The sequence below is a fragment of the Xanthomonas sp. NCPPB 3442 genome (genome assembly GCF_056725145.1).
The window spans coordinates 1,841,870-1,858,117 of the sequence record NZ_CM161514.1 but is presented as its reverse complement, the minus strand read 5'-3'; the positions used below and the strand labels follow the sequence as shown (position 1 = coordinate 1,858,117).

The 16,248-nt window shown below is 63.7% G+C and carries 14 protein-coding genes; 5 read left to right on the top strand and 9 right to left on the bottom strand.

Annotated elements, in window-relative coordinates; translation table 11 throughout:
- Positions 1-247: 247 nt before the first annotated feature.
- Positions 248-1,381: a phospholipase A gene (locus AC1POX_RS07920; protein ID WP_277574970.1), complete on the top strand. Its 1,134-nt coding sequence runs from the start codon at positions 248-250 to the stop codon at positions 1,379-1,381.
- A 383-nt stretch (positions 1,382-1,764) separates the two neighbouring features.
- Here AC1POX_RS07920 and AC1POX_RS07915 read toward each other — a convergent pair whose 3' ends face one another.
- The 3 genes from AC1POX_RS07915 to AC1POX_RS07905 form a co-directional block, all read right to left on the bottom strand.
- Positions 1,765-2,403 carry a carbonic anhydrase gene (locus tag AC1POX_RS07915; RefSeq protein ID WP_029819060.1) on the bottom strand — a complete coding sequence of 213 codons (639 nt, stop codon included), beginning with the start codon at positions 2,401-2,403 and terminating at the stop codon, positions 1,765-1,767.
- Between the two features lie 187 nt (positions 2,404-2,590).
- A complete protein-coding gene (locus AC1POX_RS07910) occupies positions 2,591-3,226 on the bottom strand; it encodes a glutathione S-transferase family protein (RefSeq protein ID WP_014089778.1) in 636 nt (211 codons plus the stop codon).
- Between the two features lie 241 nt (positions 3,227-3,467).
- Entirely contained in the window at positions 3,468-4,985 is a 1,518-nt protein-coding gene (locus AC1POX_RS07905; RefSeq protein ID WP_372165661.1) for a fumarate hydratase, read from the bottom strand.
- A gap of 295 nt (positions 4,986-5,280) precedes the next feature.
- On the opposite strand from AC1POX_RS07905, the gene AC1POX_RS07900 reads away from it, so the two are divergent.
- The gene (locus AC1POX_RS07900; RefSeq protein ID WP_218495696.1) at positions 5,281-7,161 is read left to right on the top strand and encodes an ABC transporter ATP-binding protein; all 1,881 of its coding nucleotides are present in this window, start codon (positions 5,281-5,283) and stop codon (positions 7,159-7,161) included.
- A gap of 198 nt (positions 7,162-7,359) precedes the next feature.
- Entirely contained in the window at positions 7,360-8,139 is a 780-nt protein-coding gene (locus AC1POX_RS07895; protein ID WP_008571411.1) for a ferredoxin--NADP reductase, read from the top strand.
- A 148-nt stretch (positions 8,140-8,287) separates the two neighbouring features.
- Here AC1POX_RS07895 and AC1POX_RS07890 read toward each other — a convergent pair whose 3' ends face one another.
- On the bottom strand, positions 8,288-8,773 hold the full coding sequence (locus tag AC1POX_RS07890; protein ID WP_008571409.1) for a glutathione peroxidase: 486 nt from the start codon (positions 8,771-8,773) through the stop codon (positions 8,288-8,290).
- Between the two features lie 373 nt (positions 8,774-9,146).
- Here AC1POX_RS07890 and AC1POX_RS07885 point away from each other — a divergent pair, with 373 nt between their 5' ends.
- A complete protein-coding gene (locus tag AC1POX_RS07885) occupies positions 9,147-11,345 on the top strand; it encodes a M3 family metallopeptidase (protein ID WP_372356935.1) in 2,199 nt (732 codons plus the stop codon).
- A gap of 239 nt (positions 11,346-11,584) precedes the next feature.
- On the opposite strand, the gene AC1POX_RS07880 is transcribed toward AC1POX_RS07885, so the two are convergent.
- The 3 genes from AC1POX_RS07880 to AC1POX_RS07870 all read right to left on the bottom strand — a co-directional run bounded on the left by AC1POX_RS07880 (position 11,585) and on the right by AC1POX_RS07870 (position 13,318).
- The gene (locus AC1POX_RS07880) at positions 11,585-12,085 is read right to left on the bottom strand and encodes a MarR family winged helix-turn-helix transcriptional regulator (RefSeq protein ID WP_008571407.1); all 501 of its coding nucleotides are present in this window, start codon (positions 12,083-12,085) and stop codon (positions 11,585-11,587) included.
- 66 nt (positions 12,086-12,151) lie between these two features.
- The gene (locus tag AC1POX_RS07875) at positions 12,152-12,997 is read right to left on the bottom strand and encodes a DUF3298 and DUF4163 domain-containing protein (RefSeq protein WP_089141322.1); all 846 of its coding nucleotides are present in this window, start codon (positions 12,995-12,997) and stop codon (positions 12,152-12,154) included.
- Positions 12,998-13,048: 51 nt separating this feature from the next.
- A complete protein-coding gene (locus AC1POX_RS07870) occupies positions 13,049-13,318 on the bottom strand; it encodes a GNAT family N-acetyltransferase (RefSeq protein WP_057681604.1) in 270 nt (89 codons plus the stop codon).
- A gap of 226 nt (positions 13,319-13,544) precedes the next feature.
- Between AC1POX_RS07870 and AC1POX_RS07865 the strand changes: the two genes are divergently transcribed.
- Positions 13,545-13,733, top strand: a complete 189-nt coding sequence (locus AC1POX_RS07865) for a hypothetical protein (RefSeq protein ID WP_005911777.1) — start codon at positions 13,545-13,547, stop codon at positions 13,731-13,733.
- A 308-nt stretch (positions 13,734-14,041) separates the two neighbouring features.
- On the opposite strand, the gene AC1POX_RS07860 is transcribed toward AC1POX_RS07865, so the two are convergent.
- Positions 14,042-14,650, bottom strand: a complete 609-nt coding sequence (locus tag AC1POX_RS07860; protein WP_003483519.1) for a rhomboid family intramembrane serine protease — start codon at positions 14,648-14,650, stop codon at positions 14,042-14,044.
- A gap of 7 nt (positions 14,651-14,657) precedes the next feature.
- Positions 14,658-16,223: a POT-type proton-dependent oligopeptide transporter gene (locus AC1POX_RS07855; protein WP_083347991.1), complete on the bottom strand. Its 1,566-nt coding sequence runs from the start codon at positions 16,221-16,223 to the stop codon at positions 14,658-14,660.
- Positions 16,224-16,248 lie beyond the last annotated feature (25 nt).

The following is a 16,248-nucleotide window of genomic DNA, read 5'->3' as shown; positions in this document are numbered from 1 at the left end:
GGCTCCACGGCGGTGACGCGCTCCTAGTCCAGGACGCGCGTAACAGCCACATGCGCTCACTCCGCTGACGCGTGGCAGCCACATTCCATGCGCATACCCGCTCTACGGCAACACGTCGCAGGCACAGACTGAGCGACCGGATTCGATCGAATGTTATGTCGCCGTGTACACACGGCGTATGCAGACGCGACCGTTAAGCTGCGCATCTCTGCGCCTGCCTGGCGCCTTTCCCTCGGCCAGACTGCCCATGTCCAAGCACCACACCCGCCCCCTGATGCTGATCGCACTGGCCGCCGCGCCATTGGCCCATGCGCAGGAAATCGCACCGCAGCCGGCCTCGCCGCAAGCCTGCACCTCGGTGACGTCCGATGCCGCTCGCCTGGCCTGCTACGACAAGGCACTGGGCTACACGCCGCAGCAAACCGCGGAGGCAGATGCCGCCGCGCAATTGGCCAAGCAGAAGGAGGCCAAGCCCGACGATACGCGCACCATCAGCCGGGTCGGCGACTTCTTCCGCGCCGACGGCCAGGACCAACCGAAAGAAGAAGCCGTGGCCAATGCCGGCCGTGGCTCCTTGCTGGACCGACGCTGGGAACTGGCCAAGGACTCCAAGCTGGGCACCTTCCAACTGCGCGGCTACAAGCCGGTATACCTGTTGCCGGCATTCTGGACCAGCGACACCAACCGCACCCCGCAGTCGCCCAATCCGGCCAACTCGGTCAACACGCCGCAGCAGCTGGACAGCACCGAGCTCAAGTTCCAGCTCAGCTTCAAGACCAAGGTGGTGGAAGACCTGTTCGGCGACAACGGCGATATCTGGATGGGCTACACCCAGAGCTCGCGCTGGCAGGCCTACAACGCCGATGCGTCGCGTCCGTTCCGCGAGACCAATTACGAGCCCGAAGCGATGCTGGTCTCTCGCAACAACTACAGCATCTTCGGCTGGAAGGGCCGCATGAGCGGCATCAGCCTCAATCACATGTCCAACGGGCGCGCCGACCCGCTGTCGCGCTCGTGGAATCGGGTGATCCTGAACTTCGGACTGGATCGGGAGAACTGGGCGCTGACACTGCGCCCGTGGTTCCGTATCAAGGAAGACCGCGCCGACGACAACAATCCTGATATCGAGGATTACATGGGCCGCGGCGATGCGACGCTGGTGTACAACAAGGATGGTCACGAATTCGCGCTGATCGCACGCCATTCGCTGCGTGGCGGCGACCGCTCGCACGGTTCGGTGCAGCTGGACTACGGCTTTCCCATCACCAACCTGTTGCGCGGCCATGTGCAGGTATTCGATGGCTACGGCGAAAGCATGATCGACTACAACCACAAGGCAACCTATATCGGTGTGGGCGTGTCGTTGCTGGAGTGGTTCTAAAAGCGCAGCTCACAAAACTACTGCGTTCACCGCCGGCCGCATGCGGCCGGTGCGCGGAATGGCATGTACAACTCGTACACTGCCATTCCTGTGCGCCATCCTCGTGGCTGGCGACTCCACTACGTTTTGTGAGCCGCTGTCGGCGCGGCGACTAGTTGCGGCAACTCATGACCGGCGCTGATGTCAGCTGAATTCGCGTACGTCGCGGTCCCGTCGCATCATGCGCCGGAGTTAATCGACACGCCGCACCGAGTCAATCCAATCAAAAAGCCGGCATGCGTGCATGCCGGCTTTCCTGTTCTTACAAACCCTGTTTGCAAGACACTTGGGACTCCCCACAGCTGCGGCAACACCGCTGTTGCCGCAGCTTTCTTGCAATCGACTCAGACGTCGAAAAAGTCCACCTTGCCGTCCTGCAAGGTGTAGTACGCACCGACCACGCGCACGTTGCCGGCACGCAATGGTTCGAGCAACGCAGGCTCCGATGCCGCGCGCAAGCGGTCGACGGTACGTTTGACGTTGGCCTTGACCGAGTCGGCCAGCAGGTCGGTACCGCCCTTGGCCTTGGCGGTCAGCACCGCCGGAACGATCGGCTCGATCATCGAGCCGATTGCGCCCGGGAAGAACGTGTTGTTCTCCACGACCGACACTGCCGCCGCCACCGCACCGCAGCTTTCGTGGCCCATCACCACCACCAGCGGCACGCCGAGCTGGCTGACCGCATATTCGATCGAACCGAGCGCGGTGGTATCGACAGTATTGCCGGCGTTGCGGACGATGAACATTTCGCCCAGGCCGCGGCCGAACAGCAACTCCGGCGGCACGCGCGAATCCGAGCACGACACCAGGATGACGAACGGGGTCTGGCCCAGCGCAAGCTCCAGGCGGCGCTTGCTGTCGGAGATCACTTTCTTGGGGCGGTTTTCGACGAACGCGTTGTTGCCGTCACGCAGAATCTGCAGCGCCTGCTCGGCATTCAAATCGGTTTTCTTGGACGGCGCCGCGCGCAAGGCGAACGGCAGGGATGCGGCAGCGGCCGCGATCGGCGCGCAACAGGCGCACTGAAGCAATTTTCGACGCGATGCGGAATGCGACATGGACGAGCCCCCTACTCTGTGGTTGGTGGCGCGATCGTACTATGTGGCGGACGCGACCAAACGGGCCGGATGGAGCGTCTGCGATCAAAAGACGCAGTCCGCGAGCGCAGGTTCAGGTCCAGTCCGTCAGGCCCTCCCGGCGATAGGTTTCCTGGAACGCTGGGCGCGCCTTCATCCGCATTGCATGCGCCCGCAGCGCAGGCCAGGTATCGGTTGGCCGCGGCATGTTGCGCGACCAGCGCATCAGCATGGTCAGCATGAAGTCGGCCGCCGACACGGTTTTGCCGAGCAGATATGGGCCGTGGGCCTGCAGATGCGCATCGACCTGGGTCCAGGCCGCTTCGAGCTTGCGGCGGGCGTGCATCTGCGCCGCCTCGGTCTGCCCGGCCCCGGCCGGCTCGCTCGGGTAGAACCAGGCGCGGTACGCCGGCTGCAGGGTGTTGGCGCAGAAGAACATCCACTTGTAGTACGCCGCACGCTCCGGCGTGCCGACTGCCGGGGCCAGCCCGGCCTGCGGATGCAGATCGGCCAGCTGCAGCACGATGGCTGCGGCTTCCGTGAGCACTTGACCATCGAGCACCAGCGTGGGCACCACGCCGGCGGGGTTGAGCGCCAGATACTGCGGCGATTTGTGCTCGCCGCGTTCGAAATCCAGCGGGTGCAGTGCGTGCGGAATATCCAGTTCGATCAGCAGCCAATGCACCACCAACGCTGCGGTGCTGGGGGAGTGGTACAGCGTGGCGACCATGCGGGCTCCGGGATCCGTAGGAACAGGCGCGCGAGGCGGGCAAAGCCTGCGCGGCTCACGGCGATTGTGGTTGTTTTTACCGGGCTGTCGAAGACCTGTGTGGTGCAATCACCGCTGCGCCGGCGCGCGCACCGACATCACGACGCCCTCCACACGATGCCGCATGCGCGCATCGTCCCTGCAGCTCACCGGCACCGGCCACACCCGCGCAACGGCGGTGCAGCCGGCTCGATCGCCGCCGTTACTCCACCACCACCGGAATCTTGCCGATGCGCGACTGCCATTGCCGCGGGCCGGTCTTGTGCACCGATTCGCCGGTGGAATCCACCGCGACCGTCACCGGCATGTCCTTGACCTCGAATTCGTAGATCGCCTCCATGCCGAGGTCCTCGAACGCCAGCACGCGGGCGGCCTTGATCGCCTTGGACACCAGATACGCAGAACCACCGACCGCCATCAGGTAGACGGCCTTGTTGTCGCGGATCGCCTCGATCGCCGCATCGCCACGCTCGGACTTGCCGACCATGCCGAGCAGGCCGGTCTGCTCCAGCATCTGCCGGGTGAATTTGTCCATGCGCGTGGCGGTGGTCGGGCCAGCCGGGCCGACGACTTCGTCGCGCACCGGATCGACCGGGCCGACGTAGTAGATGAAGCGATTGGTGAAATCCACCGGCAGGGTTTCGCCGCGGTTGAGCATGTCGATCATGCGCTTGTGCGCGGCATCGCGGCCGGTCAGCAGCTTGCCGTTGAGCAGGATCGTCTCGCCCGGCTTGAAGCTGGCCACTTCTTCCTTGCTGATGGTGTCAAGATTCACCCGGCGCGCATTGGTCGGGTTGTAGGTGAGCTTGGGCCAGTCTTCCAGCGACGGCGGATCCAACATCACCGGGCCGCTGCCGTCCAGGGTGAAGTGCGCGTGGCGAGTGGCCGCGCAGTTGGGAATCAACGCCACCGGCAAGTTGGCGGCATGGGTCGGATAATCCTTGACCTTGATGTCCAGCACGGTGGTCAGGCCGCCCAGGCCCTGCGCGCCGATGCCCAGCGCGTTGACCTTTTCGTACAGCTCAAGCCGCAGCTCTTCGGCACGGTTGGAGGCGCCGCGCGCCTGCAGGTCGACGATGTCGATCGGTTCCATCAACGCTTCCTTGGCCAGCAGCATCGCCTTTTCGGCGGTGCCACCGATACCGATACCGAGCATGCCCGGCGGGCACCAGCCGGCGCCCATGGTCGGCACGGTCTTGAGCACCCAATCGACGATGGAATCGGACGGATTGAGCATGGCGAACTTGCTCTTGGCCTCCGAACCGCCGCCCTTGGCCGCGACGATCACTTCCACATGGTGGCCGGGCACGATCTTGGTGTTGACCACTGCCGGCGTGTTGTCGCGGGTGTTGGTGCGTTTGCCGGCCGGGTCGGCCAGCACGCTGGCGCGCAGCTTGTTGTCGGGATGGTTGTAGGCACGGCGCACGCCTTCGTTGACCATGTCTTCCACGCCCATGGTGGCGTCGTCCCAGCGCACGTGCATGCCGATTTCCAGGAACACGGTGACGATGCCGGTGTCCTGGCAGATCGGGCGGTGGCCCTCGGCGCACATGCGCGAATTGATCAGGATCTGCGCAATGGCGTCCTTGGCGGCCGGCGATTCTTCGCGCTCGTAGGCGGCGGACAAATTCTTGATGTAGTCGACCGGGTGGTAGTAGCTGATGTACTGCAGCGCATCGGCGACGGACTGGATGAGGTCTTCCTGCTTGATCGAGGTCACGGCTGGCTCTACGGCTGGCGGGGGTGCAATCCGGGCATTTTAGAGCAAACCGCAGGCGCGTCCGGCGGCGTCTATCGCTACGATTGACCGATGCGGCCTTTGGCCGGTCGTCGTCGGCGCAGCGCTGCGGCCGTGCTGCGGTGATGGCAAGCGACGAGTCCACGGACCGTTGCCGGCGCACCGGCTGGCGGTGAGCCCTGTGCGCCAAGGCGAGCCCGCGCCTGCGCGCGGGCCCTGGCCTTTCCTGCCGCCAGCCAACACCCCGCGCCCACGCCGGGCGCGGCACACTAGCGCGATGTCAGCTTCCCGTTCCGGCGCCACTGCGCCTGCCGCTCCCCGTACCGGCCCTACCCTGCGCGAGCGCCTGGATGCGCTGCGCAATCTACCGCCGTTCCTGCAGCAGATCTGGCAGACCAGCCGCTGGCTGAGTGCCAGCAGCATCGGCTTGCGCGTGCTGCGCGCGCTGATGCCGGTGGCGACGCTGTACATCGGCAAATTGATCATCGACGAGGCGATCCACCTGGTCGGCCAGCCGTCGGCATTCGACTCGTTTGCGCAGGCCCTGGGCAGCGGCCGCCTGAACCGGCTACTGGAACTGCTGGCGCTGGAACTGGCGCTGGCGATCGGCTCGGACCTGCTCGGCCGGCTGGTCGGCTATGCCGATGCGCTGCTGTCGGAGTTGTTCAACAACGCTGCCAGCGTGCGTCTGATGGAACATGCCGCGCAGCTGGATCTGGAGGATTTCGAAGACCCGGACCGGCAGGACAAGCTGGATCGCGCGCGACGCCAGACCATGAACCGCATGAACCTGATGAGCCAGCTGTTCGGCCAGGTGCAGGACGCCATTACCGTGGTCAGCCTGGCGGTGGGCCTGGTGGTCTATGCACCCTGGTTGATCGTGCTGCTGGCGGTCGCGTTGATTCCGGCCTTCATCGGCGAGGCGCATTTCAATGCGCTCGGCTATTCGCTCAACTTCCAGTGGACGCCGGAACGGCGCCAGCTCGATTACCTGCGCCAGGTCGGCGCCAGCGTGGAGACGGCCAAGGAAGTCAAGATCCTCAACCTGCACCGCTTCCTGATCGCGCGCTACCGCCGGCTGGCCGACAAGTTCTTCCAGGCCAACCGTGCGCTGGCACGCAAGCGCGCAATGTGGGGAGCGCTGCTGGCCGCGCTCGGCACATTGGGCTACTACATGGCCTACGGCTACATCGCCTGGCGCACGGTGCGCGGCGACTTCAGCATCGGCGACCTGACCTTCCTGGCCGGTAGTTTCCTGCGCCTGCGGCAATTGCTGGAAGGCTTGCTGATCGGCTTTTCGCAGGTCGCAGGCCAGGCGCTGTATCTGGACGATCTGTATTCGTTCTTCAACATCGTGCCGGAAATCCGCTCGCGCCCGAACGCACTGCCGGTGCCACGCCCGATCCGCCAGGGCTTCGTGTTCGAAGACGTCGGCTTCCGCTACCCGGACGCGGAACAGTGGACGGTGCGGCACCTGGATTTCGAACTGCGCGCCGGTGAAGTGCTGGCGCTGGTCGGCGAAAACGGCGCCGGCAAGACCACCCTGGTCAAGCTGCTGGCCCGGCTCTACGACCCCGACGAAGGCCGCATCCTGCTCGATGGCCACGACCTGCGCGACTACGACCTGGACGACCTGCGCGCCAACCTCGGCGTGATCTTCCAGGACTTCGTGCGCTATCACCTGAGCGTTGGCGAAAACATCGGCGTGGGCCAGGTAGACGCGATGGACGACACGCCACGTATCCGCGCCGCCGCGCAACGCGCGATGGCCGGCGAGCTGATCGACAGCCTGCCCGACGGTTACAACCAGCTGATCGGGCGGCGTTTCAAGAACAGCGTGGATCTGTCCGGCGGGCAATGGCAGAAGATCGCCATCGCCCGCGCCTACATGCGCGATGCGCAGCTGATGATCCTGGACGAACCTACCGCCGCGCTGGATGCGCGCAGCGAATTCGAGGTGTTCCAGCGCTTCAAGGAGCTGTCGGACAACCGCACCGCCGTGCTGATCTCGCACCGCTTCTCCAGCGTGCGCATGGCCGACCGCATTCTGGTGCTGGCTGCTGGCCGCATCGAGGCCAACGGCACCCACGAAGAGCTGATGGCGCAGGGCGGCCGGTATGCGGAATTGTTCGAATTGCAGGCGGCGGGGTATCGGTGAGGCAGGGATTCGGGATTGGGGATTGGTAAAAGCTGCCGGCTCATCCGCGAGCCCGGCGCGCTCAGGATCCAGGATCTGCTCTTGCGAATTGCGAATCCCCAATCCCGACTCCCGAATCCCCGCACCCAAATGAGAGTTCATCTCATTTGGCCAGCTTGAGGTAGAATTGGCGCGTACTCCTCCCACGACACGACCGGTATGTCTTCCGCTTTTGGCGCCGAAACGGTGCTTGAGGTCCGTCATTGGACCGATGCCTACTTCAGCTTCACCACGACCCGTGATGCCGGCTTCCGTTTCGAAAACGGGCAGTTCGTGATGATCGGGCTGGAAACCGAAACGCGTCCGTTGCTGCGTGCGTATTCGATCGCCAGCGCCAATTGGGAAGAACATCTGGAGTTCTTCAGCATCAAGGTGCCGGACGGCCCGCTGACCTCGCGGCTGCAGCACATCCAGCCCGGCGACAAGGTGCTGGTCGGCAAGAAACCCACCGGCACGCTGCTGATCAGCGACCTGCACCCCGGGCGCAACCTGTATCTGCTGGGCACCGGTACCGGCCTGGCGCCGTGGCTGTCGATCATCAAGGACCCGGAAACCTACGAGCGTTTCGACAAGGTGATTCTCACCCAGGGTGTGCGGTTCGTGCAGGATCTGGCCTACCGCGATTACTTCGAACGCGAATTGCCGCAGCATGAATTCCTCGGCGACCTGCTGCGCGAGAAATTGCTGTACTACCCGGCGGTCACGCGCGAAGCCTTCGCCAACCAAGGCCGTTTGACCGAGCTGATGGCCGATGGGCGCATGCAGCAGACGCTCGGGTTGCCGACACTGGATCCGGCCAACGACCGCTTCATGATCTGCGGCAGCCCGCAGATGCTGGCCGACCTGCGCACCCTGCTCGATAGCCGCGGTTTCCAGACCTCGCCGCGCATCGGCACGCCGGGGCATTACGTGTTTGAGCGTGCATTCGTCGAAAAGTGATGCGACGCGTGCAAGACCCGCGCGGCGCGGCGTTTCATCTGAAGAACCCGAGATCGTAGGAGCGCCCCCGGGCGCGACCAGGCGTTACCGGGAAAGCTTCGTCGCGCGCGGGTGCGCTCCTACGGTTCCACTCCCATGCCCTGCCGGATCATGCGCCCAGCGCGCGCTCGATGTCGGCGGCCAACGCTTCCGGCTTGGTGGTGGGCGCATAACGTTCCAGTACGCGGCCGTCGCGGCCGACCAGGAACTTGGTGAAGTTCCACTTGATCGCTTCGGATCCGAGCACACCGCGTTGTTCGTGCTTGAGCCATTGCCACAGCGGATGCGCGCCGTTGCCGTTGACCTCGATTTTTGCTGCCAGCGGAAAATCCACCGCATAGTCGAGCGAGCAGAACTGGCGGATCTGCGCCGCATCGCCCGGCTCCTGATGGCCGAACTGATCGCACGGAAAGCCGATCACCACCAGCCCACGTTCGCGATAACGCTGCCACAGCGCCTGCAGCCCCGCGTATTGCGGCGTAAACCCGCACTTGGAGGCAACATTGACCACCAGCAGGACGTTGCCGGCGTAATCGCGCATCGACTGGGTGCGACCTTCCAGGTCGGTGAAGGCGAAGGTGGAGATGTCGCTCATGGTTGCCCTGCAGTGTGCGAGACGGGCAGCGTACCGTAGCCGCCTGCACGACGGCCATGCGGCGGGGAAAGATTGCGAAGGGCAGTCGTGCGGCAGATCGCCTGCCGCGCGACACGCCGGGATCGTCAAGCAGACGCCCCGGCAGCTCGCCGAGGTCGCCCGAAGACCGCTAGCGCGTACTGCCACAAAGTGCGACGGGCACACTGCCGGCGGCGGTACAGGCCCAGCTTGCATCGACTCGCGCGATTGCAGGGCGAGCAACGGTTGTGCCCGCCTGATCGCGTCGCCTTGGCTTGGCAGCCATGCCTTTTGTCACACGCCTGTCCCGACGGGCTGGGTTAGCCTCGGCGGTTCGCACTTTGGAGCAACTCTCTTGACCACCCGTCTCGCTTTTGCCCTGGCCGCCTCCCTGGGACTTGCCATGCCGTCCTACAGCATCGCCGCCCCCGCTGCCACGCAGGCCGCCACCCAAGCCAATCCCTTTTTTGCCGACAGCACGCTGCCGCTGCATTACCCACAGTTCGACAAAATTAAGGACAGCGATTTCGCACCTGCCTTCGATGCCGGCATGGCCGAACAGTTGAAGGAAGTGGAAAAAATCGCCAACCAGAAAGCCAAGCCCAGCTTCGACAACACCATCATCGCGCTGGAAAAGAGCGGCGCCACGCTCGACCGCGCCACCACGGTGTTCTTCAATCTGGTGGGCGCAGACACCAACGACGCACGCAAGAAGTTGCAGGCCGACTATTCGGCGAAGTTCGCAGCGCACCGCGATGCGATTTCGCTCAACGGCAAGCTGTTCGCACGCATCCAGACCTTGTACGACCAACGCGCCACCCTGGGGCTGGATGCGCAAGGCGTGCGCCTGGTCGAGAAGTACTACAGCGACTTCGTGCGCGACGGCGCCAAGCTCTCCGACGCCGACAAGACCACGCTCAAGGCCATGAATGCCGAGCTGGCCAACCTGGGCACCACCTTCAGCCAGAACGTGCTGGCCGAAGTGAATGCTGCCGCTGTGGTCGTGGACGACGTCAAGCAGCTGGACGGTTTGTCGCAGGAGCAGATTGCCGCCGCCGCCGAAGCGGCCAAGGCGCGCAAGCTCGATGGCAAGTACGTCATCGCCTTGCTCAACACCACCGGCCAGCCGCCGCTGACCCAGCTGAAAAATCGCGAGCTGCGCAAGAAGATCTATGACGCCTCGGTGTCGCGCGGCAGCCACGGCGGCCAGTACGACAACACCGCGCTGGTGTCGCGCATCATGAAGCTGCGCGCCGACAAGGCCAAGCTGCTGGGCTTCCCCACCTATGCCGCCTACTCGCTGGAAAACCAGACCGCCAAGACGCCCGAAGCGGTGAACGCGATGCTGGGCAAACTGGCGCCGGCTGCGGTGGCCAATGCCAAGCGCGAAGCCGCTGATCTGCAGGCCATGATCGACAAGGAACAAAAGGCCGCGCGCAAGCCGACGTTCAAACTGGAAGCTTGGGATTGGGCCTACTACAGCGAGAAGGTGCGCCAGGCCAAGTACAACTTCGACGAATCCCAGCTCAAGCCGTACTTCGAACTGAAGAACGTGCTGGAAAACGGCGTGTTCTATGCGGCCAATCAGGAATATGGCCTGACCTTCAAACAGCGCACCGACCTGCCGACCTACCGCGACGACATCACCGTCTACGACGTGTTCGACGCGGACGGCAAGCAGCTGGCGATCTTCATTGCCGACATGTATGCGCGCGAATCCAAGCGCGGCGGCGCATGGATGAACTCGTACGTCTCGCAGTCGGAGCTGACCGGCTTCAAGCCGGTGGTGGCCAATCACCTCAACATTCCCAAGCCGCCGGCCGGCCAGCCGACGCTGCTGACCTGGGATGAGGTGACCACCATGTTCCATGAGTTCGGGCATGCGCTGCACGGCATGTTCTCCGACGTCAAATACCCGTATTTCTCCGGTACCAGCGTGCCGCGCGACTTCGTCGAGTTCCCCTCGCAGGTCAACGAAATGTGGGCCGACGAACCATCCATCCTGAAGAACTACGCCAAGCATTACCAGAACGGCACCCCGATGCCGCAGGCATTGCTGGACAAGGTGATTGCCGCATCCAAGTTCAACCAGGGCTTTGCCACCACCGAATACCTGGGTGCGGCGATGCTGGATCAGAACTGGCACCAGGTCAGCGCCAGCCAGGTACCGGACGCCGCCGGCGTGATGGCATTCGAAGCCAAGGCGCTGCAGCAGGACGGCATTGCCTACGCGCCGGTGCCGCCGCGCTACAAGACCCCGTATTTCAGCCACATCATGGGCGGTTACGCGGCAGGCTACTACGCCTACATCTGGTCGGAAGTGCTGGACGCCAACACCCAGCAGTGGTTCAAGCAGCACGGTGGCCTGAGCCGCGCCAATGGCGATCGTTTCCGCAAGACCCTGCTTTCGCGCGGCGGTAGCGTGGATGCGATGGAGCTGTTCCAGAACTTTGCCGGGCATGCGCCGCAGATCGAGCCGCTGCTCGAAAAGCGCGGCCTCAGCGCGCAAGGCGGCGATGGTGCCACTGCGGAATCGCCGCAGTCCAAGCCGTAGATCGGCTGCACGATCCGCGCGCGGTCATCGGGCCGCGTGCTTGGCAACAGGATCGGCATGTCCCCTGCGGGCATGCCGATCTCGCACACCAGACGCGACATCCAGCTGCTCGCGATGGTATCGGCAAGTGCTTGTTTGAGGACCGATGAGCCGACACGCCGCCCTGAGCGATCAGGGCGGCCTTTTGCTGGCTGCGTTTGCAACGCCTTATCGCACGCGCAACGCGCAACGCGCAGTGCTTAGAGTTCGACCGCGTCCACGCCATCCAGCAGCTTTTTCAGCAGCTTCTCCAGACGCAACTGCTCGGCCTCGCTCATGCTGGCGGTCTCTGCATGCAACAGCGTGCAGGCATCGGGCAACAGGCTTTCGATCAAGGCCGAGCCTGCGGGCTGCAGCGTCAGTACGATCTTGCGCCGATCCTCGGGGCTGCTGGTGCGCGAGATCAGGCCTTTCTCGCACAGTTGATCGGTCAGCCGGGTGATGTTGGCCGGCTTTTCGCTGGCGGCTTCGGCCACCTCGGTCGGAGTGATCGATTGCTCCGGTGTGCCATAGAGCATCATCAAGATCTCGTATTCCGGCGGACTGAGGCCATAAGGCTTGAGTCGCACGCACCCGAGCGTATGCAGGCGCTTGTAGAGATGCTTGATCAGTCTCACCAATATTGCCGGCTCCCGCGGGAACGCCGGATAACGCACGCAGGTGTGGTCCACGCGACTTGCGGTTGGATCGAAACTACTCATATCACCCGTTGGAGTACGTTGCTGAATGGCCGGGCCATTCAATCACATCATGCGCGATGCGACACCTCAGCGCGCGAAGAGATGTACATATTCCGGTGCGACCGAAGGCAATAATGTGGAGGCAGCGACCTCTGCCATCTGCGTGCCATCCGAGTAGGGACCAACCTGATAGGGCGCAAATACAAAGCGCACGGCAGTGATCTGCCCATTTGCATTCAATACCGGTACGAACTGCGCAAAATTCTCCGCCTGCGCTGCGGTGCCTTCGGCAATCATGCGATCGGCCGAAGCCACCTGCTCAGCCTGCTCTTCTACCGGCACGCGATCTTGCTGGACACGCTGGGTCGCTGCTGCATGCAATTGCGCCGCGACCTCCCGGCCGATCTTTTCCCAGCCTGCCGGATCCGGAATCAGTGCCTGTGCGGTCAATTGCTTGCGCTCCTTGACCAACCAGACGAAGCGCGCCACCAGCGGCTCGCCATGCGCACCGCCGGTGTACCTGCTGCCGTCGGCGGAAATCACGATCAGATCGGGGGTTTGCAACACGGTTTCGAATGCCAACGACAGCTCATACGGCGCCGGCGGCTTGTCGTTGCCCAGGCCGGAGACCGCCTGCATCAGTTCGGCACGCGCATCCTGCGCATAGCCGCGAATGAGCGCAGTGAGTTCCGGATATGCATCCAGCCCGCGCGGATAGCTGATGCCCACCATGTAGGCCGGTGCATGTTCGATCACATCTTCCAGCGGGCCGCTCTGTACGACAGTCGGCTCTGCAGGCGCCGCCGCCGCGGGCGCCGCATCGGCTGCTGGCGCACTTGGCTCTGCCGTTGTCGGTGCGCGCTGCGTACACCCTGCCAACACGGCCAGCACCAGCAAGCCCTGCACTGCCTTGAATCCAAGCAACCGCCCCATTACCACCCGCTCCCCTGATATGCATCGTGTTACGAAAAGAACCGCTGCTGGTCAGGCCAGCAGATCGTGATACTGCGGATGTCGCCGCAGATATGCATCGGCATAGCTGCACGCCGGAATCACCTTCAAACCGTGCTGCCGTGCGAATGTCAAAGCGTCCTCGACCAATGCCGCGGCAACGCCGTGTCCGCTGATCGCGTCCGGCACCTGCGTGTGCGTGATGGTCATGATCTCACCCTCGCGCCGATAGGCCAGCTCGGCGCGATGTCCATCGGTGTCTATGTTGAAACGCTGCCGGTCCGGATCGTGTTCTGCGTGCACTGTCGACGCCTCTCTCAAGTTCTGCGCCAGCAAGAAGTAAGGCGCAGTGTGACCAGCGCGATGCCGCGCCTGCGTGAAAGTGGATCGATGCTGTGATCGGCTGCGCAGCTTGCGCAACGCGCCCTCAAGTTCGCCCGGGGAGCGCCGATAGCTGACCCGAAGGCAATCGCGGCAACCGGTGTGCGGAAGCAGCGACGTCTTCGCCTTACCTACGAGGAGCCACCGCATGAACAACGATTCGGCAGGACACAGCGCAGACAGCGACAGCTCGTTGCTGGAGGGCTTGTTCCAGTTCGCTCTCAAGGGCGACACCCACAATCCGGATTTCACGCAGCTCAACGATACGGTGTACGAGCGCCTGCAGCAGGCCTACGGCGTGGCATCCAGCGCCGATCAGGAACGCAACGCGGCCTGAGCTGGCGCATCGCTGCGCAGCGGCCTCATCCGCTGTGCAGTCGTTGATCCCATCCAATACGTCTGTCGAGACCGTGCCATCGCGCGTGTCTGACATGGCTCGGCCGTATCGGGCCGGCTTCTTACCCGCTTCCCGCAACGCTCCGGTCCGTACACGCCGGCAGTCGTCGGGCATCCCATCGCGCTAGCTGGCAACCACGCGTTCGGCCTGCAGAAGGGACACGCTGGCCGCGCACAAAAGTTCACTTTCTAACCGCGGCAGCGTCCAGCGCGTTGAGCTTGGGCGAGCGTCACCATCGCCGGCCGCGCTCAGCCGAAGCGCGGGTTGGACAGCTGCTCCAGGAACACCTGCCACACGCGCGGTTCCATGATCAGCATGAACATCACGCCGAACGCAGCGCCAGCCAGATGCGCGCTGTGGTTGATGCGATCGCCGCCGCGGCGGTCCATCCACAGGCTGTAGCCCACATAGAACACCGCGTAGAGAATCGCCGGGGCCGGAATGAACAGCACCAGGATGATCGTCCACGGTTGCAGCAGGATGAAGGCAAACAGCACAGCCGACACCGCACCGGATGCGCCCAGGCTGAGGTAATTCGGATTCTTCTGGTTCTTCAGGTAGCTCGGCAGGATCGAGACCACCAGTGCGGCCAGATAGAACAGCGGATAGGTCAGCACGCTGCCGGTGAGCTGGGCCATCACGTTCTCGATCACCCGGCCGAAGAAGAACAGCGTGATCATGTTGAAGATCAGGTGCCCCAGATCGGCGTGGATGAAGCCATAGGTCACCAGGCGATCGTATTGCTTGTGCTTGTCTACCGCCGGCGGCCACAGGATCAGCCGGTCGCTCAACTTGCGATTGTTGAACGCCATCCACGAGACGATGCCGGTGATGGCGATCAGGATCAGGGTAATCATGCAGACCTCAGGCAGTACGGTAATTGTCGACCATGCGATACCGGCGTGCGTACAAGCCGAAGGCAAGTGCCGCCAGGAACGCGAAGGCCGCGAAGAAGAACATCAAGAAGGCCGCTTCACTGAGCCCAGTATCGGCGATATGCGCAGTCACCGTCGCATTGCGCACCGCCACGTTGGACAGCAGCACCCATAGATTGCCGACGGTGGTAGTGAGATACCAGAAACTCATCACCACGCCCTTCATCGACGTCGGCGCCTGGCTGTAGGCGAACTCGATGCCGGTGGCCGACACCAGCACCTCGCCGAAGGTGAGCAGTGCGTACGGCAGGATCTGCCAGGCGATGTGCATCGGCTCGCCACCGTCCATCACCATCTGGATCGCGCCTACCGCCACCCAAGCCACGCCACTGAAGGCGATGCCGCTGGTCATGCGGCGCAGCGGAGTCGGCTCCCAGCCGCCACGGCGTAACAGCGGGTACAGCACCAGGTTGTTGAAGGGGATCAGCAGCATCACCAGCAGCGGATTGAGCGCCTGCATCTGGGAAGCGGTGAACCAGGCTGGCATGGTCATTTCGCGCCCCTGCAGCACCCAGGTCGAGGCCTTCTGGTCGAACAACGAAAAGAACGGCGTCACCAGCGCAAAGATCACCAACACCCGCAACAGCGCACGCACGCCTTCCACCGCAACATCCGGATGGGTGCCACGCGCACGTTCCAGCTGCCACCAGGTCCCGCCGCCGATTCCGGCCAGCAGCAGTACCAGCGCAATGCACAGGCACACGACGATGCCCAATTGCTCGACCAGCGCGAAGCCGGCCAGCGCCAGCAACACCGAGACGACCGCCAGCATCAAGCCCGGACGGCCCTGCCCGGGCGCGTGCGTCAATAACGCAGTGCGCACCACCGCGCCGAACCCATGCGGGTCCTTCGGCGGCAGCGGCACCAGGACATAGCGCTTGCGCCCCAGCCAGAACACCAGCGTCGCCACGAACATCAGGATCCCTGGAATGCCGAATGCCCAGGCCGGGCCAAGATTCTTCAGCGCCAGCGGAATCAGCAGCGAGGCGAACAGCGAGCCGAAGTTGATGATCCAGTAGAAGGCGTCGAACACCACCTTGGCCAGGTGCTTGTTGGACTGGTCGAACTGGTCGCCCATGAACGAGGCCACCAGCGGCTTGATGCCACCTGCGCCCAGCGCGATCAGGCCCAGACCCAGAAAAAATCCGTCGCGGCTGCCCTCAAACAGCGCAAGGCAGGCATGCCCGGCGCAATACACCAGGCTGAACCACAGGATGGTGTTGTACTTGCCGAAAAAGCGGTCGGCCAGCCAACCGCCCAGCAACGGGAAGAAATACACCCCGATCATGAAACTGTGCAGGATGTGCTTGGCCTCGGCTTCGCGCCCTGGCCCGCTGATTTCCTGCAGCAACAGCGAGGTGATCAGGAACTGCACCAGGATGTTGCGCATGCCGTAGAAGCTGAAACGCTCGCAGGCCTCGTTGCCGATGATGAAAGGAATCTGGCGCGGCAGCCGCGCGCCGGCAGAAGCGCCTGGCGAGATGGAGGTGGTCAAAGGCAGTCCGGTCGTGCTGAAAACA